The sequence below is a fragment of the Aporhodopirellula rubra genome, assembly GCF_014192335.1.
GTDB classification, from domain to species: Bacteria; Planctomycetota; Planctomycetia; order Pirellulales; family Pirellulaceae; genus Rhodopirellula; species Rhodopirellula rubra.
This window is the reverse complement of the sequence record NZ_JACHXU010000008.1, coordinates 188577-214948: the sequence shown is the minus strand read 5'-3', so window position 1 is coordinate 214948 and position 26372 is coordinate 188577. Positions and strand designations below refer to the sequence as shown.

23 protein-coding genes are annotated in these 26372 nt (G+C 55.3%); 13 read left to right on the top strand and 10 right to left on the bottom strand.

Annotated elements, in window-relative coordinates; genetic code table 11:
* The first annotated feature begins 92 nt into the window (after positions 1-92).
* Positions 93-1523, top strand: coding sequence for a threonine synthase (gene thrC / locus FHS27_RS13205; RefSeq protein WP_184305387.1), 1431 nt, complete (start codon positions 93-95; stop codon positions 1521-1523).
* Between the two features lie 4 nt (positions 1524-1527).
* Here thrC and FHS27_RS13200 read toward each other — a convergent pair whose 3' ends face one another.
* Complete coding sequence (locus FHS27_RS13200; RefSeq protein WP_184305386.1) at positions 1528-1716, bottom strand: hypothetical protein; 189 nt, start codon at positions 1714-1716, stop codon at positions 1528-1530.
* A gap of 426 nt (positions 1717-2142) precedes the next feature.
* Here FHS27_RS13200 and FHS27_RS13195 point away from each other — a divergent pair, with 426 nt between their 5' ends.
* The 3 genes from FHS27_RS13195 to FHS27_RS13185 all read left to right on the top strand — a co-directional run bounded on the left by FHS27_RS13195 (position 2143) and on the right by FHS27_RS13185 (position 4036).
* Positions 2143-2400, top strand: coding sequence for a GlsB/YeaQ/YmgE family stress response membrane protein (locus FHS27_RS13195; RefSeq protein WP_184305385.1), 258 nt, complete (start codon positions 2143-2145; stop codon positions 2398-2400).
* Positions 2401-2403: 3 nt separating this feature from the next.
* Positions 2404-3711, top strand: coding sequence for a mechanosensitive ion channel family protein (locus FHS27_RS13190; RefSeq protein WP_184305384.1), 1308 nt, complete (start codon positions 2404-2406; stop codon positions 3709-3711).
* A gap of 145 nt (positions 3712-3856) precedes the next feature.
* On the top strand, positions 3857-4036 hold the full coding sequence (locus tag FHS27_RS13185) for a YqaE/Pmp3 family membrane protein (RefSeq protein WP_044257347.1): 180 nt from the start codon (positions 3857-3859) through the stop codon (positions 4034-4036).
* Positions 4037-4172: 136 nt separating this feature from the next.
* Here FHS27_RS13185 and FHS27_RS13180 read toward each other — a convergent pair whose 3' ends face one another.
* The 3 genes from FHS27_RS13180 to FHS27_RS13170 are packed head-to-tail and all read right to left on the bottom strand — an operon-like array spanning position 4173 to position 9000.
* Entirely contained in the window at positions 4173-6116 is a 1944-nt protein-coding gene (locus tag FHS27_RS13180) for an IRE (iron responsive element) (protein ID WP_184305383.1), read from the bottom strand.
* Positions 6113-8002 (bottom strand): ABC transporter permease, encoded by a 1890-nt coding sequence (locus FHS27_RS13175; RefSeq protein ID WP_184305382.1) that lies wholly within the window; start codon positions 8000-8002, stop codon positions 6113-6115. The genes FHS27_RS13180 and FHS27_RS13175 overlap by 4 nt, the downstream gene beginning before the upstream one ends.
* Entirely contained in the window at positions 7999-9000 is a 1002-nt protein-coding gene (locus FHS27_RS13170) for an ABC transporter ATP-binding protein (protein WP_009105112.1), read from the bottom strand. Before FHS27_RS13170 ends, FHS27_RS13175 begins: the two co-directional genes overlap by 4 nt.
* Positions 9001-9226: 226 nt before the next feature.
* Here FHS27_RS13170 and FHS27_RS13165 point away from each other — a divergent pair, with 226 nt between their 5' ends.
* The gene (locus tag FHS27_RS13165; protein ID WP_184305381.1) at positions 9227-10813 is read left to right on the top strand and encodes a bifunctional folylpolyglutamate synthase/dihydrofolate synthase; all 1587 of its coding nucleotides are present in this window, start codon (positions 9227-9229) and stop codon (positions 10811-10813) included.
* On the opposite strand, the gene FHS27_RS13160 is transcribed toward FHS27_RS13165, so the two are convergent.
* Entirely contained in the window at positions 10810-11583 is a 774-nt protein-coding gene (locus FHS27_RS13160; protein ID WP_221225068.1) for a 4'-phosphopantetheinyl transferase family protein, read from the bottom strand. The two genes, FHS27_RS13165 and FHS27_RS13160, sit on opposite strands and share 4 nt — an antisense overlap.
* Positions 11584-11738: 155 nt before the next feature.
* On the opposite strand from FHS27_RS13160, the gene FHS27_RS13155 reads away from it, so the two are divergent.
* On the top strand, positions 11739-12107 hold the full coding sequence (locus FHS27_RS13155) for a hypothetical protein (protein WP_009105119.1): 369 nt from the start codon (positions 11739-11741) through the stop codon (positions 12105-12107).
* Between the two features lie 55 nt (positions 12108-12162).
* Entirely contained in the window at positions 12163-12642 is a 480-nt protein-coding gene (locus tag FHS27_RS13150) for a dihydrofolate reductase (protein ID WP_009105121.1), read from the top strand.
* A 110-nt stretch (positions 12643-12752) separates the two neighbouring features.
* On the opposite strand, the gene FHS27_RS13145 is transcribed toward FHS27_RS13150, so the two are convergent.
* From FHS27_RS13145 to FHS27_RS13130, 4 genes are all read right to left on the bottom strand, one after another.
* Positions 12753-13808 (bottom strand): AI-2E family transporter, encoded by a 1056-nt coding sequence (locus FHS27_RS13145; protein ID WP_184305380.1) that lies wholly within the window; start codon positions 13806-13808, stop codon positions 12753-12755.
* 206 nt (positions 13809-14014) lie between these two features.
* Entirely contained in the window at positions 14015-17500 is a 3486-nt protein-coding gene (locus FHS27_RS13140) for a DEAD/DEAH box helicase (RefSeq protein WP_246419721.1), read from the bottom strand.
* Between the two features lie 39 nt (positions 17501-17539).
* Entirely contained in the window at positions 17540-18289 is a 750-nt protein-coding gene (locus FHS27_RS13135; RefSeq protein ID WP_184305378.1) for a sulfite exporter TauE/SafE family protein, read from the bottom strand.
* Between the two features lie 336 nt (positions 18290-18625).
* A complete protein-coding gene (locus tag FHS27_RS13130; RefSeq protein WP_184305377.1) occupies positions 18626-19480 on the bottom strand; it encodes a ThuA domain-containing protein in 855 nt (284 codons plus the stop codon).
* Positions 19481-20134: 654 nt separating this feature from the next.
* Between FHS27_RS13130 and FHS27_RS13125 the strand changes: the two genes are divergently transcribed.
* The 3 genes from FHS27_RS13125 to FHS27_RS13115 all read left to right on the top strand — a co-directional run bounded on the left by FHS27_RS13125 (position 20135) and on the right by FHS27_RS13115 (position 22593).
* Complete coding sequence (locus tag FHS27_RS13125) at positions 20135-21166, top strand: hypothetical protein (protein ID WP_184305376.1); 1032 nt, start codon at positions 20135-20137, stop codon at positions 21164-21166.
* A gap of 95 nt (positions 21167-21261) precedes the next feature.
* Positions 21262-21939 (top strand): DUF4190 domain-containing protein, encoded by a 678-nt coding sequence (locus tag FHS27_RS13120; RefSeq protein WP_184305375.1) that lies wholly within the window; start codon positions 21262-21264, stop codon positions 21937-21939.
* Between the two features lie 18 nt (positions 21940-21957).
* The gene (locus FHS27_RS13115; RefSeq protein ID WP_246419719.1) at positions 21958-22593 is read left to right on the top strand and encodes a DUF3299 domain-containing protein; all 636 of its coding nucleotides are present in this window, start codon (positions 21958-21960) and stop codon (positions 22591-22593) included.
* Between the two features lie 87 nt (positions 22594-22680).
* Here FHS27_RS13115 and FHS27_RS13110 read toward each other — a convergent pair whose 3' ends face one another.
* Positions 22681-23034, bottom strand: coding sequence for a hypothetical protein (locus FHS27_RS13110; RefSeq protein ID WP_184305374.1), 354 nt, complete (start codon positions 23032-23034; stop codon positions 22681-22683).
* A 182-nt stretch (positions 23035-23216) separates the two neighbouring features.
* Here FHS27_RS13110 and hpt point away from each other — a divergent pair, with 182 nt between their 5' ends.
* From hpt to FHS27_RS13095, 3 genes are all read left to right on the top strand, one after another.
* On the top strand, positions 23217-23756 hold the full coding sequence (hpt, locus tag FHS27_RS13105) for a hypoxanthine phosphoribosyltransferase (protein WP_184305373.1): 540 nt from the start codon (positions 23217-23219) through the stop codon (positions 23754-23756).
* Positions 23753-25042 (top strand): glycosyltransferase, encoded by a 1290-nt coding sequence (locus FHS27_RS13100; RefSeq protein WP_246419717.1) that lies wholly within the window; start codon positions 23753-23755, stop codon positions 25040-25042. The genes hpt and FHS27_RS13100 overlap by 4 nt, the downstream gene beginning before the upstream one ends.
* 64 nt (positions 25043-25106) lie before the next feature.
* Positions 25107-26213 (top strand): glycosyltransferase family 4 protein, encoded by a 1107-nt coding sequence (locus FHS27_RS13095; protein WP_184305372.1) that lies wholly within the window; start codon positions 25107-25109, stop codon positions 26211-26213.
* Positions 26214-26372: the final 159 nt, after the last annotated feature.

Below are 26372 nucleotides of genomic sequence, written 5' to 3'. Positions count from 1 at the left end.
TTGCCGATCTATCCTATTAGGGCGACTGCAATCATAACTTGAAGTGGTGGCCACTCCACCCACTCCTCACTGCCTGACGACGAATCACCTCGATGCTTCAGACCGCCGAAAAACACAACGCCGCTCAAACCGACCTCGCGTTTCAACGCTGCATTAACCCGCAATGCGGGGCAACGTACGAGACGATGAGCATTCGCACGGCATGCGACCGTTGCGGCGATTTGCTCGATATCGCGTACGACTGGGACCGCGCCGGCGTGCCGAGCAAACTCAGCGATTTCGAGGCTATGTGGAGCCAACGCAATAATCCGATTCGTTTTTCGGGCGTGTGGCGTTTCCACGAACTGCTCCCCTTCGCACCGCACGAAAAGATCGTGACAGTCGGCGAAGGTCAAACGCTTTTGCAAAAGGCCGATGAGGTCGCCAAATACGTTGGCATGAACCCCGGCCAATTACACCTGCAATACGAAGGGATGAACCCGTCGGGCAGCTTCAAAGACAACGGCATGTGCGCCGCCGTCACTCACGCTGGCATGATGGAAGCCAAACGAGCGGCCTGCGCCAGTACCGGCAACACGAGTGCCTCGCTGGCTCTCTACTGCAGTGCCACCCGCGCGATGAAGGCCGTGATTTTTATCGGCAGTGGAAAGATCAGCTATGGGAAACTCAGCCAAGCACTCGATTATGGTGCTCTGACGATTCAAATCGCGGGCGATTTCGATGATGCGATGATTCGCGTTAAAGAAGTTTCGAAGAAACTCGGTATCTATCTCGTTAACAGCGTTAACCCGTTCCGACTCGAAGGACAGAAGACGGTCATGTACCGCGTCCTCGAGGCCCTTCGATGGGAAGTTCCCGATTGGATCGTCGTACCCGGTGGCAACCTCGGGAACAGCAGCGCGTTCGGAAAGGCCTTCAGTGAACTGCATCAGCACGGCCTCATCGACCGCATCCCACGCCTCGCCGTAATCAACGCGAAGGGTGCAGACACCCTCTACGAACTCGTCCACGACCATGGAGTCTCGTGGAACGGCGGCAACGTCAAAATGGATCCGATCACGTCGTACAACGAGGCGATGGATCGCGACGGCAAACGAGCCGACACCATCGCCAGTGCGATCGAAATCAACCGCCCCGTCAATCTAAAGAAATGCCTGCGGGCCCTGGAGGTCATGGACGGCGTCGTTCGCGAAGTCGATGACCAACAAATCCTCGACGCCAAATCTCAAGTCGGTGCCGGCGGATTCGGTTGCGAACCCGCATCAGCGGCTAGTGTCGCGGGCGCGAAATTGCTGCGAAGCGAAGGCGTCATCGCTCCGAGCGATCGCGTGGTTTGCATTCTCACCGGACACGAACTGAAAGACCCAACGGCGACAGTTGCCTATCACACGGCGGACAAAGAGCTGTTTGAAAAAACGCTCGGCAGCCGCGGTGTGACCGAAGCACACTTCGCCAACCGTGCCGTCCCTGTTGCCAATGATCTCGACGCGATCGTCGCCGCAATTGAGAACGCTCACCGGTAGACGTCTACGACTTCTTTACCGGCTTCACTTCCGCGTGCTGGGTTGATTTAATGAGGCGTTCGGCCGTCTCGTCTCGGTACAACTGCGTGCTTACAGGGTGAGGCTCTCCTGAGTCCTCACCATAGAGACTGTTGGAACTGTCAGTAACGACGGGATAAGAAACGCCGTGCACGGTTTCGATTTGATTGGTCATCGATCTACTTCTTTTAATTAATGGAGTGAGTTGATTTACTCAGCAACTTCGTCCGCGGGTACGGCCAGTTGCCATTGCCAACATCCGTCATTGGCTTCGATGCAGCATGTCGCAAAGTTCATACCACTTTGCAATTCTAAAAATTTGCACAAACCATCTCTGACATTCGCTGGTCGATAACTCCGCTTTCGATTAATCAAAATCGAGTGCAAACCGATCACGGTGGGCCTTCATCGCTCAATTCTGCCGTGGTTCTCCCACCGCGTGATCGGTAAAACGCTTCGAGTGCAATCATTTCCACCGCGATAATGTTCCAAGCGATCGCCATGAATCGAGCGATTAAACCTCTGGCACGCCATTCGCGTCCGTTGTCGCAGACACGTTTCTTTTACGAAACCAAACGCACAACCTCTCGAGGAAATAATCATGTTAATGCCACTGATCAGTTGGATGCTCTTTGGATTGTTCATCGGAGCAATCGCTCGCCTGCTCTATCCCGGACGACAAGACATCGGCCTATTCCGCACCATGCTTTTGGGCGTGGCCGGTTCGTTTGTCGGTGGTTTTGTGGTCTATCTGTTCAGCGGAGGAGCGTCCATCCAGGCCGCTGGATGGATCGGATCGATGTTGGGTGCCATCGCAGTTCTCGCCGTCGCGATGCGTCGTCAAAGCAGCCACTCATAACCCATGAGTTGCATTAGCATCCCAACCAAACATTCCGATTTCTGCCGCCCTCGAATTCAACGCTCGCTGCTTCCACACGCACTCAAGATCGTATGCGTGATCCTCATGGCGGTCTTTGGGAGCGGCATCGCAACCGCACAAGATTCGAGCGACGCGTCCGACGATAATGTCGCCGCTCCCGGACCTATCGTGGAAGTCGACAACGTTGCGCCAGACCAAGCGATTGCCCGACGTTTGACCGAAATATTTGAGTCGTCAGGCTGCTTCACCGACCTTCAAGTCGGTGCCGAAAATGGCATCGTCACACTGTCGGGAATCGCCGACAACGAACAGCACCAAAAATGGGCTGCGGATGTCGCCGGGCGAACTCAGGATGTCATTTCGGTGATCAATAAACTCACCATTGACCCCACCGTCGATCTTCAGTCGAGCCAAGAGATTGTTCAGAACAGTCTCGGAACGTTACTACACAACTTCTTGGCTCGTTCCCCGCTACTCATCGCATCGCTATTCGTGCTACTCATCACGGCGATTCTTGCGAAGGTCGTTGGATGGTCGTTAGTTAAACTACTCGGCAAACGAGACCTTCGTCCCAGCCTGCAAGATCTGATCTACCAACTCAGTTCGATTGCGTTGTGGATTGTTGGGCTTCTGACAGCGATGGTGGTTGCCTTTCCCGGCATGACACCATCCAAAGCCTTGACCGTACTCGGACTCGGGTCGGTCGCCATCGGTTTCGCGTTCAAAGATATCTTTGAGAACTTCTTCGCAGGGATGCTAATCCTGTGGAAGTATCCGTTTGATCGTGGTGACTTCATTACCTGCGACGAGATCACGGGAAAAGTGGAACGAATTACTATTCGAAACACAATGATCCGCGGGCTCGATGGTGAACTGTCCGTCGTGCCGAACGCGACGTTACTTAAGAACAACGTCGACGTTCTCACGAGTCAGCCGCAGCGTCGGGTTCGCATTATTTGCGGAGTCGCTTACGACGTCGATATCGACGCCGCTCGAGAAGTGATTCGCGAAGCCGTCGCGTCATGCAAGAGCGTGCAGGCCGTCCGCACCACCGAAGTCTTTGCTAAGGAGTTCGCCAGTTCGAGCGTGAACTATGAAGTCGCTTGGTGGACCGGATCGAAACCCACCGACATTCGCCGAAGTCGCGACGAGGTCGTCTCGGCGATTAAACGTGCTCTCGACGATGCCGGCATCGAGATCCCGTTCCCATATCGAACGCTGACCTTCAAAGACGCATCGATTAAATCGGCTATCAAAGAATCGCTGGGTGCGGCAGCCGAAACGACTTAATGGTGGCGACTGACAAGCCAATCTCGGCATGGAAGTTGCGACTATTGATTCGCAGGAGTTTTTCGCTCGCAGAGGCGAAGAAACGCCATCCCGGCCACTGCAAAACCGACGACTAAATCAATCACTTCAATAAAGGAACACAACGATGTCTACTGCAATGACAAATGAGAACACACTCTTGAAAGTAATCCTCTCCATCCTGCTACCGCCCTTGGCGGTTTACATGGACCGCGGATTGGGAACTCAGTTCTTCCTGAACCTCGTTCTCACGCTCGTCGGATTCTGGGTTGTAGGAATCATCCATGCGATGATCATCGTTCTATGATTCCGTATCTTTGCCACCGCGTTCGTAATTCACGCGGTGGCAAATCCGGGTCCGGGCCCGAGGACTCGGAATACTTTCGCTCGATACCAAACGGGATCGAGCCGTGAACGCTACTCAGACTTCGACTGCCATCAAATCAGTTCGCCGCCCCTTCTTCCACGAGATCGGCGGCCTCTCCGTCGACCGATTCCTCAACCGCTTCGACGACGTCGCTTTCATCGGAATCCATTTCTTTCTCACCGTCTTCGTCGGCTTCTGCCGGCTGGGTCGCATCCTGCTCCTCAGTCATCTCGTCCGATTCTGCAACGGGCTCTTCCGGTTCAGGTGAAGCTTCCATTTCCGCAGGATCGTCCGCCTCAGCGGCTGCTTCAACCGAGGCTGGCTCATCCTGCTTCATTTCAGCCTCTTCTTCGGCTTCCTTCTCAGCAGCTTCCTGTTTGAGAAACTCCTCTTCCCGTTTGCGTTCTTCCTCTGCAAGTTCGGCCTTTCGTGCAGCCAATTTCTCTTGCTGAGTCTTGCGAACTTCCTCATACATTTGAGGGTTAACGTCTCCGTATTCGCCCATCAGTTCCACAAACGTTCGCAGCGGGAAGTCTTCAGGAATTTCGTCCGAGTCGGTCGCCTTCATGTAATCACGAATGGACTCGAACAGGTCCTCGGCGCTGTCATCGATCACGAGGATCGGATAATCGTCGAAGATCTCGGCCCATTGTTCAAAGGATTCTTCGTACAAACGAATCGCTTCCTCGAGTTCCCCTTCCTTGCTGAGTGCCTCTTGGGCTTCGTAAATCAACCGGCGTGCGTTGACCGTTCGCTCTTCTTGCTCAGCCAACGCAAGCGTTTCCCAATAGGGATAGTTGATTTGCTTACGGTGACCATCCGTCTTGATGATCCGTTCTTCGAGATCCTTCACCACATCGACTAATTGCATCACCCGCAATCGAACACTCGAATCGGCATCGCGAGCAACAACACTCAGGTCCGGCGTCATGGATCCCGAATAATTGTCCGCGATCGACTGTTGCGACTTCGTTCGTTCTTCGACTGGGGTTGCCAAAGCGTCCTGAATCACGGGATCCAAGGTTGAGATAACCGCTTGCTGAGCCTTCTCAAAGGCAGGAGTCGCCAACTGACGAATTTCGGCGATGGTTTCCGCTTTGCGGCGGTGCAACTCGTCGATTTGGCCCATTTTGATCGTGAAAGAAGCAGTCGTTGGGATGGAACGTTCGCCCAAGCCCTTCCAATCTTCCGATGCTCGTTGCCATGCCTCTTGAGCTTGATCGTTCAACACGCCTTCGCGTTCGATCGCTTCGGCGTGTTTGATTCGCCACTTCGGACCGGTCTCGTAGAAGTTAATTGGCGTTTGACGACGGATCGGAATCCCTGCTTCGACCAAGTCATAACCCGAGTTGAGCCACAACCGACCGATCAACCAGTTGTCCGGTTTTCGGAACGGACCGAGAGCTTCCGGACCTTCGACATCGATTCCCTGTTCACGCAAGTTTTCGTGGAGAACCTCGTCATCCGCAAACAGTCGACGAAACTGTTTCTTTTCGTCAGAGAGACCGAGTTTGGATCCATAGAACCATCCTGTGTACCAAATCAGACGCGGGGCTTTGCGGTTTTGCTTGACGCCCTTGGTTAAGAACTCGGTACCCTCACGAACCATCTCGTAACGTTGCCGATAATCATCGAATTCCGTCGAAACGTTATAGGCAAGGTTGTGTGCTTGGAATTCCCAAACCTTGTCAAAGTGAGGCTGCAGCAACGCGATGTTGTTGAGCGACGCTTTGAGGCGGTCCCATTCATGCATCACGCGATACTCGTGAGACTTCTTCCACAGCAACGACGCGGCAACACCGCGCATTCCCAATGAGGCGAGTTTCATCGTTTCGCTGGCCGGGCTGATTTCACCGAGATCACTCTCAGAGATATCAAACTCGTCACGCATCTGCGCGAGTCGTCCGCCACCGTCCCCGCCCCCACCGGCCGGTTGACCGAGCAGGTAAAGAGGAATCAGCATCACGACCAAAATGGTCAGGTAAGTCAGTTTCCGACGAAATTGAGTCGTGCGATTCATGCCGCGATCTCACGTGCTTTCAGAGTAAAATAGCTGATTAAAAAAGCGAGCAGGACGTAGCCCAGTGTCGCCACCGCATGACGTGCGAGGATCGCACCAAAAATATCAAATCCGGACGCCGCAAATTCTGCCGTGTTCACCATCTTGGGCAGGTTCGGCAGTGCCGTTGCGATCGCGTCAAGCGTGTAGACGATTCCGGCATCGGCCGTCTTGATCACCTTCGCGGCGACCGTATCCACGTCGAGCTGTGTCGTCATGGCGTCCTGCTTGAGCAACCGAACCATCGATTCGATCGGCCCACCACCTCGCTCAATCCCAGCGTCGATATAGTGCCGCGTGTCGTAAACCTGTTCGGCCGAAAAGCCCAACAAGACACAGACAGCCGTCGCCACCATTGCAACAGGACCGGTCAAAAACGTACTGAACATGACACCGAACGCCGTCACCATCGTCATCTGTAACCAGATCGACATGTAAGCCTTGGCGAGGTTCCACGCGAACGAGTGATCGGTCGGTCGCAGATAAACGCTGGCGGGGGTCATCCCGAGATATTGCGAATCATCCAAACACCGAACGACGATTGTCATCCGACCTTTCTCATCGACGAGATCCTCAAATACGTTGAGCACCTCGGTTTTGTTGCCGTTGGTTCCTTCGATTTCGAGCGGCAGGAACTTCTGATCGACTTCATATTCGTTCACGGTAAAACCGATCGGATTGCTTTCAATCGGTTTACTCGGATGCTTCATCGTGATCGAACCACGAATCCCCTTTTCGATATTCCCTTTGTACGAACGATACGCCCGCAGCGAGAGGTCGACGGGGATGCTGTCGCCGTAGCGGTCTGCTGTAACACCGGAGAACGTGTACTCGGCGGTACCGAGGCCACCGCCTTCGACGTAACCGTGTTCGATCTTCCGCGTTCCCCGCGAGACACCAATCAATCGAGAGATACCAGCACTTCCGTACCCACCCGCCAATCGTTCGTTACCGACGTCGATCCCTTCCTCTTGAAGGTTCCCCGACCGGTCACGGAATACCAAACTGCCATAGGACGGCACGCGAGCACGAAGGGCACCCTCTGCAGGCCCGACGCGAAAACTACCGTCTTCCTTGCGGATCACCACGTGACGGTGACCACGGACCATGTCCGTCACGCCTTCGCCGGCTTCGTTGAGTTCAAAATGATGCGAATGGAAACGTGTGTAATCCGTTTCGCCTTCGAAACCGCCGGACGCGAGTTCTCGCACGTCAGCGACTTCGGCATGTGTATGGTCCAAACCTCGAGTCACAAACACGTAACTCAACAGCCCCATCGGGATCAGAATGACTGTCCCCATGGCGACAAAGCCGAGCATCCGGCCGAGCACGATTTCGGTCGCCCGAACCGGCTTGGTGACGATCGTGTAGAGCGTCTTGTTCTTAATGTCTTCAGGTAGCGAAAACGCACTGATAAACAGAGCCAACGCCAACACGAGGTAGTTCGTCGCGGTTAACACGAAACTAATGTAAAGCCGCGCCGGGTCGTCACTCTGTGGGTTCAAATACCAACCCGCGAGCAACAAGAGCACGACAAACAAACCGACAACGTAGAGCACCTTCCGGCGGACCGCTTCTTTAAACGCGAGTCGTGCCAAGGCAAAGATTCGGCGAATTCGGGTGCCGGGCAAATCGAAGCGGAACAGGTCACGCACCGCGCGGGCAACGGCGAAGAAACCTTCACCCGATCCGTAACGCGATGATGAAATCACGTAACCGACAACCAAACCCAACACGACACCGAGAACCGCCAACACGATCCCCTTCAGAGCGGCACTTTCTAAGAACGCTCCCGGTCGGAAGAACCATTCGTAAAATGACCAAAAGTCATCTAGCTGCAAATTCATGCTTGGTCTCCGTCACTCGTCGAACCGTTCGAAGCATCCTTCGTTTCGGCGGCTTGCGACACGCGACGGGCACCCGGGCGGGCTTCACTTTCGCGGACGATGTTAAGGAAGAGGTCTTCCATCGTCGCGGTCGGGTTGTCGATCGATTGCACACTACCGCCATGACGGGCGATGACTTCGGCGATTTCAGCCTTCGCTGCATCGTCCAATCCGGTCGCGTGCACTTCGGTGACGTCCTGGACTTTCAACAGATCCGAAACGCGTCCGAGTTCCTTCAACTCACCTTGGTGAAGAATCGCAACGCGATCACAAACGTCCTGAACATCGGCGAGCTGGTGCGAACACAGCAAAACCGTCTTGCCACGATCACGCAGCCCAAGGATCAAGTCCTTCATCTCACGAGTACCGATCGGGTCGAGGCCCGTCGTCGGCTCGTCGAGTAGCACGAGGTCGGGATCGTTGATCAATGCCTGAGCCAGACCGACTCGGCGAGTCATCCCCTTGGAATATTCTTTGAGCTGGCGGTGTTTTGCGCCCTGCAAACCGACCATTTCGATCAACTGCTTCACGCGATCGCGGCGATCGGCGGCCGACAGGTCGAACAATCGTCCGTAGAAGTCGAGCGTCTCTTCGGCGGTCAAGAATTTGTAGAGGTACGATTCCTCGGGCAGGTAACCGATCCGCTCGTTCTTTTGCGTTTCGCTGGCGTCTTGATCAAACACCAAGACGCGGCCACTGGTGGGGAAGAGCAATCCGAGGATCAATTTGATCGTCGTGGACTTACCGCTACCGTTCGGACCGAGCAGACCGAAGATTTCTCCGGGGCGGACTTCGATATCCAAGGATTTCAGAGCGTGGACTTTCTTCCGCCCCCAGAAATCGCGATAAATTTTGCTTAGGTTGCGGGTCTCGATGACCACACTATCTGACGATTTCGCGGTCGTCGGCGAGGTGTCTTCGGACGTTTCGGCGACGGCGGTACTGTTATCGGTATCCACGTAATATTGATCCCGACGAGGTTGGGAGACAAAAACTTGACAAAGAGAGTCCGATCGCTACGGGGGTGACCCAAAAACGGTTCGCAATTTTGTTGCTCATCGGTCCGGCCGGCAGTGGCATTCTATGTAGTGACGCTACAATGTCGGGGTTGCCGGGGGTGCGACCGCCTCCGCGTCCTTCGCCACGCGACTGCCATCCCGCTCACTTTTGCGACGTTTTGCTGCCATGCCACATTCGAAATCGGCCGCCTATCAATTGGCGACTCGGTGGCTCTACGACCGGATTGATTACGAGAGGATGGCCCGACCGGGGACGCGATATCGATTCACACTCGATCGCATGCGGGAATTGATCCGCCGCCTCGGCCATGGCGATTATCTCGCGAATCCTGCGTCAAAACCAGAATCGGACCCCCGAACTCGCGTCTCAATCGTCCATATCGCGGGCACGAAAGGGAAAGGCTCCGTCGCGACCATGACCGCGGCAATGCTGACCGCGGCAGGTCACCGTGTCGGACTCTACACGTCGCCCCACTTGGTCAATCTCGAGGAACGCTTTCGGGTAAATGGGTGCCCCGCCTCCCCCTCACAAATGACCGATCTGATCGACTCCATGCGACCGATCGTTCAGCAAATGTCGATCGAAGAAATCGGTGGCCCGACCTTCTTTGAACTGACCACGGCCATCGCGATCGAGCATTTTCATCGATGCGACTGCGATTTCTGGGTGCTCGAAACGGGGCTCGGGGGGCGACTGGACAGCACCAACGTTTTTCAAAGCAACGTGTCCCTCATCTCCAGCATTGGTCTCGATCACCAACACGTTCTCGGCAACACCGTCGAAAAGATCGCCAAAGAGAAAGCCGGCATTTTCAAACCGGGTGTTCCCGCAGTCAGCGGAGTCACCCGCCCGCCCGCCCGCGATGTCATCCGTGATGTCGCCCAGGAAGTCGGCGCCCCTCTGGTCGAACTCGGACGAGACTTCCAAATCGAATCGATCACCGATCACGTCTCCGGTGCCGATCCCCTCGACGCCGCTTGGGGCAGTTCCTTCGAGCTAGCCCATCGTCGCTGGACGCGAGACAACACACCCGCCGAGTCATCACTCCCCTCCCCCATCGACCCCGCCGACGCCCCCGTTACCTCAACAGGAAACTCGGCCGCGGACGCGACCACCACGTTCCCGGCGCGCACCCAAGTCTCACTTTCACTCGAAGGCCAACACCAAATCGGTAACGCCGCGATTGCGATCGTCGCGCTGAACCAAATCGGCATCTCCGTCGGCCCCGAGTCGCTCGACGCACTGTCACGACTTCAAATCGAGGCTCGACTCGAACGCTTCCGATTGCCGACCGGTCCGACGATTGTCCTCGACGCCGCGCACAACCCCGACTCGATCGCGGCTCTCGTCGCAACGATCCGGTCCCGATTTGCCGGTCGAAAAACAGTAGGTGTCTTCGGCACGAGCGTTGACAAAGACGCCAACGCCATGCTCGATGAACTGCACGTCTGCCTCGACCAAATCATCCTGACGCGATACCACGGTAATCCTCGTTTCGTCCCGATCGAAACCCTCGCGACGGCCGCCCAAGAAACGGCCGCCCGAGAAACGGCATCCAACAACGCCTCTGGTTCATCGACTAATACCAACACCGACGAAACGTGGTTCTCGACCGAAGACGATCCACTCACCGCTTGTCAGACCGCAATCGAATCCGCCGGTGAAGACGGAGTAGTGGTCATCTGCGGTTCGTTCTTTCTCGCCGCCGAACTGCGGCCCTGGCTCAGCGGTCTTGTGATGCAGGAATGCTAAACGCACTGCGACCCATCCTGCGTCGCAATCCATCTCTCAAAATCAGTGAGCTTGACGAGCGAATCACTCACATCGGTCTCAACCGTTTCCCCAACCGCGACGGCGGCGACGAAGCCTTCACGCGGGACAAAACTCTCGAACCGCCACTGCCTACCGCGAGCGAGCTTCGGATCGTTCAACACCAACCGCGGCTGTTCTCCGGCTGCGTCTTCGAACGCGAACTGATCTAGCGGCGTGTATAACCCCGTGCCGATGGCTTTGATGAACGCCTCTTTTAACGTCCAGAGTTTCAGAAACAGCTCGCGATGTTCGTCCTCGCTTTTGGTCGCATCGAGTTGCCGAATTTCTGCGGCCGCGAAATACCGTCGTGCGAGATCCGGATCGGTACGTCGATCCATCCATTCAACGTCTACACCTAACCACTGCTCGCGGCCACCTAACCCACACACGACCAATCCGTAAGTGTGCGCGACATTAAAAGCGCGACAGGCGACGTCGGGCGACTCAACAATGGGCTTGCCATGGTCGAGCAACCGAAAACCAATCTCTTGGCTATGACAGAGCCCCGCCGAAAGCAGTGCCCGCGCCATTCCCCGCCCAACAACGTGCTGGTGTCGCGCCGAGGCCACGCGAAACCGATCGGCGCGGACCTTCTCTTCAGCCAACAACAAACGCTCACAAAAGGCTTCCGTCGGTCCAGGCTGGTCTGCGGCCGCCGGGGCGTGCCAGACTTCCACCGCGGGCACTCGGTTAGATGATCGAGATATCATGGTTGGCATGATCGTCAAAAACAAACTCGGCCGTCAATGAGTCTCTCAGAAACCCCCGATCGAACTCAGCAACAATCGAATATCGTGACGATGACAACGAATGACGAATTATCGTCGTTTTTGCCACCGAACCGGCCTCCTCCGCACCGGATCCTATGTTCGATTTCCCTTTCATCGACTCTCCCATCGCGATGGCGATCGTCAACCGCGACGGGTTGTGGATGCTAGCGGGTTTCCTGCTGCTCGGGTGGGTGATGGCGCGGATGACGGTCAAACGTCGTCGCCGTAAAATCCGCCAAAAAGGCGAAGACCGCGAGATGCAGAGACGTCTCGATGCCAAGGTTTCCACCGCACTGCCCCTCAGCGACGCGCCCATTGAACTCCAACGCTGGCAAGTCGCCATGTTCGATCTGCAGAGGGAACTCAAAGGCGAACTCGACTCGCGAATCGCGATCACTCAATCGTTGATGCGGCAACTCGACCAACGCATTGCTGTCCTACAAGAGTTAGAGAACGAACGTTAGGCTACCGGACCCGCGAACTTAATCTCCGCAGCCTTTAATCGAAGAAACCGGTCGCATGTTAATTGCAATCGTCGCCTCCACCCCTGATGGAGTCATCGGCCTCGACCAAACCATGCCCTGGCGATTGTCGTCGGACCTTCGCCGGTTCAAAAAACTCACCATGGGTGGAACGTTGCTCATGGGTCGCAAGACCTTTGACTCGATCGGTCGCCCGTTGCCCGGAAGAAAAACCTGGGTCCTGACGCGGAACCACGACTGGCACGTCGAAGGAGTCAAGACGGTCCAGAACGAAGACGAGATCTTCGCCGCTGCCGAACTGGAAGACATCTTTGTGGTCGGCGGCGGAGAAATCTACCGCCAATGGATGCCCCATTGCGAACAACTTTGGTGGACTCGCGTGTGGGCAAAAGTCCCCGGCGACACCAAAGTCGATTTGCCGCTCCGCGAGTTTGAAACGGTTTCTCAAACCAGTGTTCCGATGACTGCCAAAGACGACTATCCGACAGACTGGCTGCGGATGCGCCGGAAACACTGATGCAATGAGGTGCCGGTGTCACCATCACGGAACCGTTCATTTTGCGGGCACGTCGCCATCCATCGCATGGCAACAAACATTCATGCCGGCTCATCGTGAATTGAGCGGGTCTACGATGTCGTTAAGTCGCCCGGGTTAGGATCACCCAGCCGGTCTTCGACATACAGCATTTGAACCAGCACCATGATCACGACGACCAGTGGGGCCGCCATCATGATCCCCACGACACCCACAACGAGTCCCATCAACAACTGAGCGGCAATGGTCAAAATGGGCGGCAACGTGACCTCGTGTCGCTGAATCATCGGCGTGATCAAGTAGCTCTCGATTCCTTGAAGTGCCAAGTTGAATACCACGACGTAAATCACTGTGTCGGATCCCACGTTCAACGCCAACATCATTTGCGGCAACGCGGCCAGGAGCGGGCCAAAGTTGGGAATGAACGTCAACAACGCCGCAAGCACGCCTAGTGTTACTGGCAAAGGAACACCCAACACACCAAGCCCGATCGATGTCAACACTCCCACGAGCGTCATCGACATCAAACGACCGACAATCCAGCCGGACAAAGCATCGTTGAGCTGAGCTAACACTTCCGCAGCACGATCCCGTTTTGGCATCGGCACGAGTTTCAAGATTCCTGTTCGATAAAGACTCGGTTCATAGGCGGCGTACAACCCAACGAACAAGATCACAAACGCGGCCGTGATGGCGCCACCGATGGATCGCATTCCACTGAGCAGTCCCATCAAGGCAGACTTACCTTGATCGGAGATCATCTTTTGAGGCTCGAACGAATCCTTGAGCGACTTCTCGGTGATCCCGATCTCTTTCAATTGATCCGTCGCTTTCTCGACTGCCGATTGCAACTCGGATCCCAACTGCCCAGCACGCTGAACCGTTTGCGATCCCAGGTAATAGACCCCGAGCCCACCGACAATCAGCATCGTAAACACGACGATCAGATAACTAGCCGTGTAGGGCAATGGAGAATGCTTCTCGAGCCAACCCGAAACCCCATTCACAAAAACGCCAAACAACAAACCAGCCAAAATCAACAGCATCACGTTTACCGTTTGCATCAAAACGCCCGCGGCAGCGAGAATTAACGCAAACAATAACGTGGCAAAAACAAGCGATCGGACGTTCGTCGTCTTCTCGAACATGGCGGGTTCCGGTAAATGGCAGAGCGAAGCAACATGATTGACGTGGCGGACGTGGCGCCACGATCGGTTCGTTCATGCTTGCACTGAGCAACTGACATACCAAAACACACTTGTCACAAAAGCCGAACTCTCACGACTGGTGATACCGACACGCTCCTTTGACGAAACGGTGCATTTTGCGTGCAACCGATCCGTCATCGGCGCGATCAATAACTCTTCCGCAACATTGCGATTAACTCGTCGTTGTTGAGTTTCGCGGCCGCCGCGGTGCCTTCCATGACGCCGGCGACCAAATCGCGTTTGGTTTCATGCAGGGCCAAGATTTCTTCCTCGATCGTGCCGCGTGCAATGATCCGATACACCATCACCGGTTTGTCTTGGCCGATCCGGTGAGCACGATCGGTCGCCTGATCCTCCACCGCCGGATTCCACCACGGGTCCATGTGAATGACGTAGTCAGCCGCCGTGAGATTCAACCCGGTTCCGCCCGCTTTGAGTGAAATCAGAAACGCATCGGCGCTCCCATTTTGAAACGCGTCGACACGATCTTGACGTGCCTTCGCCGGTGTAGAACCGTCGAGATACTCATACGTGAAACCTGACTCGTCGAGTTCATTGCGGATCAACGCGAGGTGTTCAGTGAACTGACTAAAGATCAACGCACGATGACCTTCTTCCTTCAAATTCGATAACGTTTCTCGCAACTGAACTAGTTTCGCTGCCTCTCCCTCGTACGATGCATTGACTAACTTCGCGTGACAACTGATTTGTCGCAGACGCGTCAACAAAGCCAAGATCCGAAATCGTTGATCCTGAGTCTTGGTGAGCGATTCGATTTGGTCGACTTCCCCGATCGCTTCGAGCCGCACGCGTTCGTACTCCTCCCGCTGGCCTTTTGATAAATCCACATACAGATTCATATCCGTACGTGGCGGCAAATCCTTGAGGACTTCCGATTTCTTGCGTCGCAACACGAACGGCTTAAGCCGCTCGGCGAGCCCTGCTCGCGCCGCTTCGTTGTTTTCTTTTTCGATCGGCATCGCGAACCGTTTGCGGAATTGCTCCCATCCCCCGAACACTCCCGGCGAGACAACGTGAAAGAGGCTCCATAATTCACCGAGGTGATTCTCCACCGGCGTGCCCGTCAGTGCGATCGTCCATTTCGCGGGAATCGTCCCAATCGCTTTGGATGTTTTGCTGCGGCTATTCTTAATCGCTTGAGCTTCATCTAGGACCAGCGACCCCCACTCGACGCCCGCGAGCGCCTCGCTATCTCGAAGTGCCAAACCATAGCTGCACACGACGAGGTCACCGGCACCGACCGTTTTTAGGAATTCGGTTCGATCGGTTTCTCGATACAGATGCACCGACAATCCGGGCGTGAACCGCTCGGCTTCTCTTACCCAGTTGAACGCGACGCTCGTGGGTGCGATCACCAGTGTCGGGCCCTCGTCTTTTCGGTCCAACAAAACGGCGAGCGTTTGCAGAGTTTTCCCGAGCCCCATGTCGTCCGCCAAAACGCCGCCGACACCCCATTCAGCCAACCTCCTGAGCCACCGATAACCTTCGACCTGGTAGTCACGCAGGTTCGCATCGAGTCCCTTGGGCAATTCCGGATCGAGCGACTCGGATCGAGCGAGCCGTTCGAGACATTGATTCCAAGCCTTGACCGCCTTGAATTCGATTTCACCTTCACCAAGGAAATCACGTATCGCTGGGGCCGCAGTCGCATCGAGTTTCATCGTCTTGCGATCAGCATGAGTTGCATCCCGCAATCGGCTCAATCGCCGGCGGAGCTTTTCGCCAATGCGTGCCCACTGACCGTCTTTGAGTTTGATGAAGTCGCCGTGCAGATTACCAGGATCTTCACTGGAGAGATTCTGCAATAGGTCGTTGAGATCAAGTTGCTTTCCCCCGACGTCGCATTGACCGCTGATCCCAAACCAATCCCGCTTGCGATTGATTTCCACCTTTACGTTGCCGGTCGAAATGCTACCCAACACGGATACCGGCTTTTCGCTGTTACGATCCCACAACACCTCGGGGGCCGGCAAACCATCGAAAGTGTGATCGAAACCGGACCGCGATCCTTCGGACGTCGTCCACGATTGCAACCGGTCGATCAGGCTTAATATCTCACCAAAATCCGTGATATGTGCCGCGTATCGTTCCATCGCGAGGGCGTCATCGGGTTCCGTTGCATCGAAACGCAGCGCCGTCGCCAATCGTTCCGCTTGGTCGATTTCCTGCGAGATGTTGCGACGAAACTGAACCGGTTGGCCGTCCTGCTCACCGGTTGCAATCGCCGGCGAAGCTCCGGGAATAAGAATCCGTCCCGCCGCGTCGCGGACCCGCAACACCATGTCGAGCGATCCGTCGGAATTGCTCCGCATTAACACCACCGGCTTTGACGACACATCGACAATGGGCCCTAACGATGATTCAGGCAACCGGATCGTCAATCGTGTCTGAATCCGCTTAAGCCGTTTAAAAAGTTCGCCGCCTTGCTCGACGGGAACACCTGGGAACTTCAACAACATCATGATCAATCGTTCATCCGACGGATCAAAATCGAAGATTGAGACGAGACGCTGAGTCAAACTAACTCGGATGAGCGTGTCTTCACCGTTGGTGAGAAGGGCGACGGTGCGGTCGATCTCGCCGTCTTCCTCACGCCTTCGCAACGCCTCAATTGATTGCTCACGCAAATATTGTCTACTCAATTCATCGTCCGATGTGAGCAGAACGATGACGTGATAATGATCGTTGATTTGCACAACTTCGAACTCGAAGTCATCCCGTCTAACGACCACCTGATCTTTATCGATATAGACGTTCGGTGCTCCTATTAACGCCCGTATGGCAGGGAACACGTTGAGCACCATCTCGTCGCGATAGCTGTAGTAGCTCTCTTGATATTCGATGCATCCGATCACACGCCGGTCTTGCGACGTCCGCGTCAGGTCTTGATCACGCAGAGCCGTTGCCAGTTTGATGCGTCGCCCTTTCGTATATCCGCTGCCGCGTTTCTTCGGTTGCTGACCAACCGGATAAACCTCGATACCGTATTGGCCGAACTCCACACGCCATGCCAATCGGCTCTGAGATTTTGCCAATCGGCGAGTGACAGTATCGTGATCGACTAGCGAAACGACATCCGATTCCGCTGTCTGTTCCAACTCCGCATCAAGATCATGGAACATCTGCTGAACAGGATCGATTTCAATCGTCTCCATTTTTGGCGTGCCCGACACAAAGTCTTCCGTATTGACGCGGCGTCGTAACGGCGAATCGATTTCGCTCAACTCTTGCGTCAGATACTCGACGAACTTTACCGCATGGACGCAGGCCGCCTCCCCCTGCGAAACAGGGCATCCACACGCTGCTGGCGGAGAAAAAGGAAACGCTCGGGCGAGGACCGGATAGACATGGCCGCCGTCGCGACACGTCGCATGGAACTCACCGTTTTGATAAATCAAGACGTTTTCAAAACGAAACCGCCGTACATCATCCACCAACTCATCAGGGGCACCGTAGAGAAGGTCATCAAAGTATTCCAGGCAACATCCCGCCGGCGACAAGTCATCTTCAACATCGTCATCGTCACCGAAGTCCAAATCTAACATCGGCTTGAGCTTCGAAAACATCGCTTCCATTTGCCGGCCGTACTCGTTTTTCCTGCGACGATTCATTGGAAACATCCCTGCGAATGAACAACGGTGAACAAAAGCTCAAATCCAACCGATCAAACGAATCGCGGCGATCGCAGTAAATCCGAGCAAGATCAAATTAAACCACTTTTGCGGAACTCGACCAACCAGCCAACGACCGGCCAGCATCCCGAGCGGTATCGCCGGCGCCATAACAGCCCCCACCAATAACGTGGGTGCGGTGATCAACCCCAACTGGAAACTTAATGGCAGCTTCAGCACATTGAGCACCAAGAATAACCACGCGCTCGTTCCGATTAATTCCCACTTCGGGAGTGCCACCGCCAACAAATACAACGCAACCACGGGGCCGGCCGCGTTTGCGAGCATCGTCGTCACCCCCGCGAGCAAACCCAACACCACCGCAAACCAAGTTTGGTGAGGCACCGCATCAAACCAATTCGGGCGATAGGTACGGACCAGTTGCACACACGTCAGCGTGAGAATAATGCCACCGACGATCACCTTGAACTGCCCCGCGTCGAGTTGGTCCATCATCACCCAACCGATCAAAATCCCAACGATCGTCGGTGGCAACAACCGACGCACGTGCGGCCAATCCGCCTCGCGTCCGAAGAAATGGATCGCACAAATGTCCCCCACGACCAGCATCGGCAACAACACGCCCGTCGACTCGAGTGCCCCGAAAACGAACGCATACAACACGACGTGCAACATGCTGATTCCGGGGAATCCCGATTTCGAGACCCCGATCCCCATCGCACCGATAATCAAACACGCCCACTCATTTGGCGTGATAGCTGTCAACATGCAAACATCCGTTGCGAAACCGAAGCGGAACCATTGAGAACTCCGCCGAGCTGACGTCGGTTTCGTTTCAACGACTCTGCGGACGTGCGGCTCTCACCCGACCGACACGAGACAAGGCAAGACGCGGCACGCGCCCCCGTTATGATCGCAAAACCGCGAGGACACAACCGACTGATCAAGACGCCCACCACACAACCTCCCACGACCCAACCGGTGCGACAGCCCAAAGGGGAGTTTGCGAGTCGGTGAAACAAAACGAGACTCCGGACATCCGCATCAGGAACCAAGCAGCATCCGCCACGCCAACGCACCAAGTACCGAGAGTTTCACTCGCAGCTATGGAGAGACCGCCCAGTCGATCGCTGCCCGCAGCAGTTTCTGACACACCGGATTCGCAAACTCCGCTGGATGCCCGAGCGATGTGTAGAACGAGCGTCCGCCATCAGATCGCTCGAACGTCCATGCCACCGGTTCGACGGAACCCGACTTGCCGTCATTCCCGCGAAGCTCACCGTTCAACAACACGTTCGCAGCCTCGGCCACTGGAGCGGTTTTATAGAGCGACCCGATTTGGACTAATTCCTCATCCGAAACTCCGGCGACGATCGGATGCGTTTTCGCAGATTCGGCCACGCGAACAGTTGATGGAAGGTCTCGGGCATGATGCCCGGTGTAGTTGCCACCAAAGACTTCGGCATCGAACTCAGGCCATTGATCACATCCTTGGGGTGCATCCTGATTGCGTAAACAAAATGCGTGGTTCGCCGTGCGGATTCCGATAACCGGTTTGCCGGCCTCAACGTACTGCCGCACCACATCGAGTTGCTCTTTCGGCAACGTCTTGCGACGCACGCTGATCACCAACACGTCGGCATCCGTGATTTGGTCAATGCCAGGAAAGCGATTTTCCGCCATCGAGTCCTCCATCACGAACACAACACGGTAATCATCTCGCAAAAATTGATCCGCGAATCGCGGCAACGTCTCACTTGTTTTGTATTCCGGTTCGCCAATCATTATCGCAACCGTCGGTCGTCGGTCATCCTGCGGGCTCGCCGCCACATCGGACTGCAATGAAATCGCAAGGAGAAACAGCATCAATGCCATCAGCGGACCGAACGCAGCAACACCAAACGCAATTAGCGTTCGAACACGCGTTTGATGACCAAACTGACAATTAAGAAAAAACATGAATCGCTACGAGGGAGTGAGGAACGCGTTGTCGAAAAATGTGTCCGGTATTGTAACGACTCCATTTCCTCACCGAGCAAACCCACCCGTCTGTCAAATGGACGCCCTGGATACCGATCCAATCGAAGGTCACGCCAGCATCCTTTAGGCTCTCTCGCTGATGAATGAAATCCTGTTTAATCTTGCAATGGGTGTTGATGGCTCACGTTTAATTTGTGGTTTGTGCACACCTTTTTTACCGAGAACAACCGTGTTCATAAAGCTGGTCGGTCGACCTCCGTCGAGTGAAGAATCGCAAGCCGTCGCAAACATTCCCCCGGCGCGCCTATTGCTGACATGCTTTCTGATCCTGTTTAGGCATTACTCAACAGGACTGAATACGCAACCAATTATTGATCCGGCGAAGCCCCTGCCTCCCATGAATCATCGAATCATTCTAATGGCTACGATAACGTCAAACACAACAGCGGTTTTGAACGGTCGAGGGAGTGAACTCCCAATGTATCGAAGCATTAACAAACGTGTGAGGGACGAAGCAGTCGGCTAACATAGCCGCCGGCTGTGGCGAAGTGGCCGCACCGCACCTTGTTGGCAACATTCCTCGATCACGTTGAGACGTTTCGGGTATCAACGTCCATCACGCCGGAGCACCTGATGAGTCATTCCCTCCAACCACTTGATCAACTCATCGAAGACGTCATCAATGCATCCAACATGCAATGCGGATACGAGTGCAGCGATGACTTACGTGACGCGTTCAACGCGATTGCCGAACATCCTCGAGCAGCCGACTCTCAACCAATCATTGCTGAACGACTCTGCGAAGTCGAATCCGCATCCGGTGCCGGTCTGCTCGCGGTTTGGCTCGGGGCGGGAGTCGAGGGTGGGGCCAATCCTGACACGACCGGTCGCCCCGTGCTCGACACTCTCATGAAATGGGCAGCGACCGTTGAAACAATCGACGCCGACGAAGAGGCAAACGAAAATGAAGACGAGGAGTGCGACGGCCCGGCGGTCGATCCCGATACGGTTGCGGGCATGGAATTGCTCGGCCAAGGCTTGGTCGCTCACGTTTCGCGTTCAGGAGCATTGCACGATCAGATCGCCAACGATCCACGAATCATCAGCGAGCTAGAACGAGTCGAACACATCTCGGCTGGACCGATGTGGGTATTGGAGTTGATCCGCAAACGCAGTGGGACTTTGTTGGTCATCCATGTCGAACAGCGTCGCGGATTCCGAATGAAATACGAAAACCTCTCGAACTGCTTTCACTTGTTCACGCTACTGCAGGATGCGATTGCAGGCGTGAAGTTGCCCGGGTCTCAACGCCCATCGGAAGAATTGATCGCCGTCGCGAAGGGCCAGAGAGCGGCAGAATGCTACGACGATGCATGGTTTCACTATGGAATCGGCACTCATCCCTCGGCTGACCTGGGGACTTCCGTGTGGGGAGAGGCAAGTCCCGACTCCATTCCCACCGTCGACGGTCAGCAGGTTCTGTTGCTGTGGCCGCCAATAATGGCGTCTCGCGGATGGGGAGCCGGTTTTTTCGGTCCGTTTCTAATGGCGAGACCGCCCGCGGTCGTTTTGGAAGAGGAACTACCCGCAGCAGAAGTTCAGCATTGGTGCGAGCGGCTGAAATTGCCGGATCCCGTCGCCTCGCCGTGGTGGAAGTTCTGGTAAGAACCGAGTGGGCAGTGGACGCGTAGAGCCTAAACTCTGAAATTCTGTACGCATTTCACCCTCCTGCTTCCCACTTCCTGTCGTTCGCTGAAGCCATGTCTGACGAAGTCCAACCGTTTTCGACCCCCGAAACCGTCGATTTTCCTTATCGGGCAATCAGTCGCGGTGCGATTTGGTCGCTCGTCTTTTTCCTGGTCGCTCTGGTCGGGATTGTACCAACGTTCGCCCCGATGCTGATTCTGGCCGTACCGGGCATGGTTTTCGCCGCATTCGGACTGCGTGGGATCAAACGCTATCCGGAGGAGTTCAGTGGCAAGGGGTTGGCCATGTTCGGCCTGATCGCGTGTTCGATCCTGTTCATCGGAGGCGTGGGCCAGCATACGTACATCTATCTGACGGAGGTTCCCGAGGGATACGAACGCGTGCAATTCTATAAATTGCAAGCCGATACCCAGGGCCAAGACCAACCGACCGAAACGGCGCTTGCGATTGACGGCAAACCCGTCTTTTTGAAAGGGTACATCCATCCCAGCAGTGGCAGCGGGATGCTTCGTCAGTTCATCCTTGTCCCTGACTTGGGAACGTGCTGTTTCGGCGGTCAACCGCGGAGCAGTGATATGATTGAGGTTAACTTGCCACCGGGAAATACTGTCCGTGCGAATGTGATGAAACGGAAATTGGCCGGAACGTTCAAGGTCAACCGAATGCCGCAGAAGAAATCTGACTTCGACAACGTATTGTTTTATAAAATGCGGGTCGACCAGTTCAAATAGTCCACTCAGGAAGATGTGATGGCAAAGAAGCCCCCGTGTGCCGTGTCGAGCATGATCCCCTCGCGATTGACGCTTCTCGTGTGCAATTTGGCGGTCCTCGTGGTGTTCGCGTCCGCTGGCATCTCGACCTGCGATGCCGATGATCCCAAACCGACAGCCCAGTCGATCATCGAACAACGGCGAGCCATCATGCGTGGCGAGGCCGCTGGCCGAACCAAGGTCGAAGTGCGAAAGAGCAGCCAGGCGGATCTGGAGAAAGGCGAGATTTCGTTCGACGATCTCAAATTTGACATCGAAAAGGATGAAGCGTTCGATCCCGAAAAACTGACCGAGACGCTGCGGTTCCTCAACGGCCGAAAAGTGAAACTCAGCGGCTATATCCTGCCGGCCACTCTGTTCAAAGAAACCGACATCGACCAATTCGTGCTCGTTCGTGACAACTTGGAGTGCTGCTTTGGGCCTGGCGCCGCGTTGTTCGATTGCGTTATGGTCGAAATGGTCCCGGGCAAAACCACCGACTTTGTGACCCGACCGGTGACCGTCGAAGGAAAATTTGTCTTCGATCCGAATAAATATAAGTATCCACCAGGCGTTGGGCCCAACGGCGCCAGCCACTTCGCGATCTTCCGAATCGAAGGTGTTCAGGTGCGATAGACGAGAACTCGCGCCGCCCGATCCTCGCCCCAGCACGCACCGCATGAGCCCACCCCTCCGCATGAGGGGCAACACCGCCGACTTCGGCTAGGCCGCTCGGCGAACCGCTTCCGAGTCGGACTCGGTAGGCTGCGATTGGTCGTGATCGGTCGCCCGCGTTGGCATTGGCAGGGTACTTGGCCCCGTTTCCTCAGCCCGCAGAGCTAATTCCGCTTCGTCCCAACTCGCCAAACAGGCTCCGTCGAGTGAGTGAATTTTGAGCTGATCTTCTTCTGCGAACCAGATCGCCGATATTTTGTCGCTGCGAAACCGTCGACCTCGATAAAAGCCGTCATTGATGAAGATGCTATCACGTAGCTGAGTCTCCTCATCAGGAAACTGGTCACGGCAGAAGTCATAAACACAGTTTCGGGCCCGAGCGAGTTTTTGCGACGGTGTCATGCGTCTGTTCGACCTCGATAGAATGCGGCAAAATATTGCCGCCGGCGAAAAACCGGCTGCCGGAATTCATCGGCAACCGAAACCTCTGCCCATCGGCCTTATCGGGATTCGCCGCAACGCCACCTCAGTCATCAATCTCGACCTAATCTAGCCAAACTCACTCGACACCGAGCCCGTATCACGTGCGAACTCTGATTACCGAATCCCAGCTGGACGAAGGCGTCTCGCAATTAGCCGGCGAAATCGACCGCCATTATCAAGGCCGCCCCATCACTGTGGTGGCCGTGTTGACCGGATCGGTGGTTCTCTTCGCCGACCTTATTCGACGGCTTTCGATGCCCCAACGGGTCGGTGTGATCCAGGCGTCGAGCTATCGCGGTGGAACCCGTCCGGGCGAGCTGGTGATCGACGCAAAAATGTTGATCGACGTAAAGAACCGTGACGTGCTACTCGTCGACGATATTTTTGACACCGGGGCAACGATCGCTAAATTGCGTGACGAGCTTCAAACGTTCGGAGCCGCGAGTGTTGCCACGGCGGTACTGCTTCGCAAAACCCGAGACGATCAACACAGCGTTCGGCCCGATTTCGTTGCTTTTGAAATCCCAGATGAGTTCGTTGTCGGTTATGGTTTGGACTATCTCGACATGTACCGCAACCTTCCCTACATCGCGGTGCTCGAACCCGATGAAATCGCGGCGACGGCGACCGAATTCGGATGAGCTCCTCACTCACAGCAACATCACCGACGCGAACTTCGAACTCCGCTCCGTCCGTTTTGTGGGTGACTCGACGGTACTGGCCTCACGGTGCCGGCCAACACGCCCGGGCCGCGGCATCGCTAGAACTATCCAACGCATGGTCAGCCATGGGAACACACGTCGAAGTGGTCACGCCACGCTACGGTGCCCATTGGTCACATGAACTCTTATACGACACGATCCATGTCCACCGCATTGCCGCGGCCCCTAAAGGCGAGTGGTCGATGCAGCGGTACGTACGCCATCTCGGTAACTGGCTGACCGAGCAAGCGAAACGTTTTGATTGGATCCTATGCGACGGAATCAATGATGACGTTCGCAGTGTCGCCACGGCTATTGCGCAATCACGGGGTGACAATCGTCCCGATCAAAAACAGCCAACACGCGGCGGTCTGATTTGCGACGGATGGGGCGGCGATAGTGATGAGGTATGGTGCCGGCAAGCTCGTGGCGGAAAACGTTGCCTCCAAGCGATCACAGAATTGGATCAGATTTTCACACGGCACCCGAACGCGGATCGTTTCTTAGTCTCAAACGGTGTCGTCCCTGATCGGATCCAGCGTATCGCGAAAGGCTTTGCACGCCCAACACGTGTCACGCTCAACCAGCGTATTGAATCCCGTCGATCACTCGAACTGATCAATACGGACCTGAAAACCGAAAAAGAGGATCAGGTACTGTTATGGTGCGGTCACATGACCGGTCGTGCCAACACGGCGGAGGGCGTCAAGTTGCTCGTCGCCAGCGCGAGAATCATCTGCGCTAGGTATCCCAACCTCAAGATCTGGATGCTCGGCGACGGAGAACTCCACGACTGGGTCCATACCGAACTCAGAGCGGAAGGTGTCCGGAGCGTCGTGGCTATTCCAGGCACCTTTCCCGACATGACGGATATCTGGAATTCGGTCGATGGCGTGGTGGTCACCGACGAAGACCAGTTGCGATACACTCTACCGATGGCAATCAGCCACGCTCTGCCAACAGTCATTGCGGATCACGCCTGCATACGCGCGTGGATCGACGATAAGTTCTCAAGCGACGTTGCGGACTCTTTTGCCTGGTTTACGTCGAACAAACCATCTGCGTTTCGGAAAACTTTTCGGACCGTTTGGGACGATCTTCCCACCGCCGTTGACCTCGCATGGGAAGTCGCAATGGATGCATCGCGTCGACTGAGCATCACCGAGGAACTCAACCGATGGGCCGCCGCTTTCTCATCCGAAAAACCGACTCTTCCTACCTCATAACGGCGTATCCGTTTTGCCCGACTCTGTGTCTCCCAACGACCCTACAATTGTCTCCGACCGACCGATGAAAATTGCGTTGGTGATCCCGACATTGGACCGCGGCGGCGCTGAAAAGCAGGTCGTCCTACTAGCCATCGGACTGCAGCGAGCAGGACACAATGTCCGTGTCGTTTTATTGACCCGCGACGGGCCACGCAGCGAAACGCTCCGCCGAGAAGGAGTTGAAGTCGTCCTCATCGGAAAGAGATTCAAACTCGACCCGACCGCGTTGTGGCGTCTGACGAAGTGGATAAAAAGCTGGCAACCCGATGTGGTTCATACATGGCTATTCGCTGCCAATAGTTTCGGTCGCGTTGCTGCTAAATGGGCTAACGTCCCCGCGATCGTCGCCAGCGAACGATGTGTGGACCCATGGAAACGAGGCTGGCATTTCTTGATCGATCGTCGTCTCGAAAAAATTAGCGATGCGATTACGACGAACAGTGATGGGGTTCGCGAATTCTACGCCTCACACGGAATTGGCGAACATAAATTCAAAATCATTCCCAATGGAGTTGAACCCCTCACGCATGAACAACCGGAAATCGACAGAGAGACAGCGTTGAAACGGTTGGAGGTCGCATCCGATCGCAAACTGATTTTGGCTGTTGGACGTCTGTGGCCGCAAAAACGCATTCGTGATTTGATCTGGGCTGGCGAGTTGATCGGCACGCTTCGCCAAGACACCACACTGGTGATCATTGGTGACGGTCCTCAACGCGACGAAATGCTACGACATCGCGATGCGGTATCGCGAACCGCTCACGTTCGGTTTGCGGGCGCTCGAAACGACGTCCAACAATTACTCCCACACGCCGACGCATTTTGGATCGCAAGTGAATACGAAGGCCAGAGCAATGCGGTTATCGAAGCAATGCTCGCATGCGTTCCGGTCGTCGCGTCAAATATCCCTGGCAACCGTGACTTAGTCATCGATGGTGAAACAGGATTTCTATTTGAGTTGGGAGATGAAGCGAAACTCGTTGAAACAACCAACACGTTGCTAAACGATCCCGTCTTGGCATCTCGCATTGGGGCCACTGCAAAATCGAACATCCAAACCAATTTCACCGTGAGGGCGATGGTAGACCAACACATTGCCCTGTACCGACAATTGCTCATCAATAAATAGCGTCGCCGAATGAAGGTCGCTGTAGGCAACGTTCGTTTTCTCGTCGCGAAAATCCAGCCACGTCCGTAACCTATCGTCGCGTTATCGAGAACGCCGCTGATAGCGGATAAGCGGACGGCGAATTGTTTTCTGAGGCGTGCTCGACGATTCGCTATCGAA

What these genes read in the sequence shown, in the direction of transcription:
- FHS27_RS13155 (WP_009105119.1), top strand. Translation starts at nt 11,739, where the DNA reads ATGTTCGATTTCCCTTTCATCGACTCTCCCATCGCGATGGCGATCGTC.
- FHS27_RS13140 (WP_246419721.1), bottom strand. Translation starts at nt 17,500, where the DNA reads ATGAATCGTCGCAGGAAAAACGAGTACGGCCGGCAAATGGAAGCGATG.
- FHS27_RS13135 (WP_184305378.1), bottom strand. Translation starts at nt 18,289, where the DNA reads ATGTTGACAGCTATCACGCCAAATGAGTGGGCGTGTTTGATTATCGGT.
- FHS27_RS13100 (WP_246419717.1), top strand. Translation starts at nt 23,753, where the DNA reads ATGAGCTCCTCACTCACAGCAACATCACCGACGCGAACTTCGAACTCC.
- FHS27_RS13195 (WP_184305385.1), top strand. Translation starts at nt 2,143, where the DNA reads ATGTTAATGCCACTGATCAGTTGGATGCTCTTTGGATTGTTCATCGGA.
- FHS27_RS13160 (WP_221225068.1), bottom strand. Translation starts at nt 11,583, where the DNA reads ATGATATCTCGATCATCTAACCGAGTGCCCGCGGTGGAAGTCTGGCAC.
- FHS27_RS13145 (WP_184305380.1), bottom strand. Translation starts at nt 13,808, where the DNA reads ATGTTCGAGAAGACGACGAACGTCCGATCGCTTGTTTTTGCCACGTTA.
- FHS27_RS13130 (WP_184305377.1), bottom strand. Translation starts at nt 19,480, where the DNA reads ATGTTTTTTCTTAATTGTCAGTTTGGTCATCAAACGCGTGTTCGAACG.
- FHS27_RS13200 (WP_184305386.1), bottom strand. Translation starts at nt 1,716, where the DNA reads ATGACCAATCAAATCGAAACCGTGCACGGCGTTTCTTATCCCGTCGTT.
- FHS27_RS13175 (WP_184305382.1), bottom strand. Translation starts at nt 8,002, where the DNA reads ATGAATTTGCAGCTAGATGACTTTTGGTCATTTTACGAATGGTTCTTC.
- FHS27_RS13120 (WP_184305375.1), top strand. Translation starts at nt 21,262, where the DNA reads ATGTCTGACGAAGTCCAACCGTTTTCGACCCCCGAAACCGTCGATTTT.
- FHS27_RS13095 (WP_184305372.1), top strand. Translation starts at nt 25,107, where the DNA reads ATGAAAATTGCGTTGGTGATCCCGACATTGGACCGCGGCGGCGCTGAA.
- FHS27_RS13125 (WP_184305376.1), top strand. Translation starts at nt 20,135, where the DNA reads ATGAGTCATTCCCTCCAACCACTTGATCAACTCATCGAAGACGTCATC.
- FHS27_RS13185 (WP_044257347.1), top strand. Translation starts at nt 3,857, where the DNA reads ATGTCTACTGCAATGACAAATGAGAACACACTCTTGAAAGTAATCCTC.
- FHS27_RS13165 (WP_184305381.1), top strand. Translation starts at nt 9,227, where the DNA reads ATGCCACATTCGAAATCGGCCGCCTATCAATTGGCGACTCGGTGGCTC.
- FHS27_RS13180 (WP_184305383.1), bottom strand. Translation starts at nt 6,116, where the DNA reads ATGAATCGCACGACTCAATTTCGTCGGAAACTGACTTACCTGACCATT.
- thrC (WP_184305387.1), top strand. Translation starts at nt 93, where the DNA reads ATGCTTCAGACCGCCGAAAAACACAACGCCGCTCAAACCGACCTCGCG.
- FHS27_RS13190 (WP_184305384.1), top strand. Translation starts at nt 2,404, where the DNA reads ATGAGTTGCATTAGCATCCCAACCAAACATTCCGATTTCTGCCGCCCT.
- FHS27_RS13110 (WP_184305374.1), bottom strand. Translation starts at nt 23,034, where the DNA reads ATGACACCGTCGCAAAAACTCGCTCGGGCCCGAAACTGTGTTTATGAC.
- FHS27_RS13115 (WP_246419719.1), top strand. Translation starts at nt 21,958, where the DNA reads ATGGCAAAGAAGCCCCCGTGTGCCGTGTCGAGCATGATCCCCTCGCGA.
- FHS27_RS13150 (WP_009105121.1), top strand. Translation starts at nt 12,163, where the DNA reads ATGTTAATTGCAATCGTCGCCTCCACCCCTGATGGAGTCATCGGCCTC.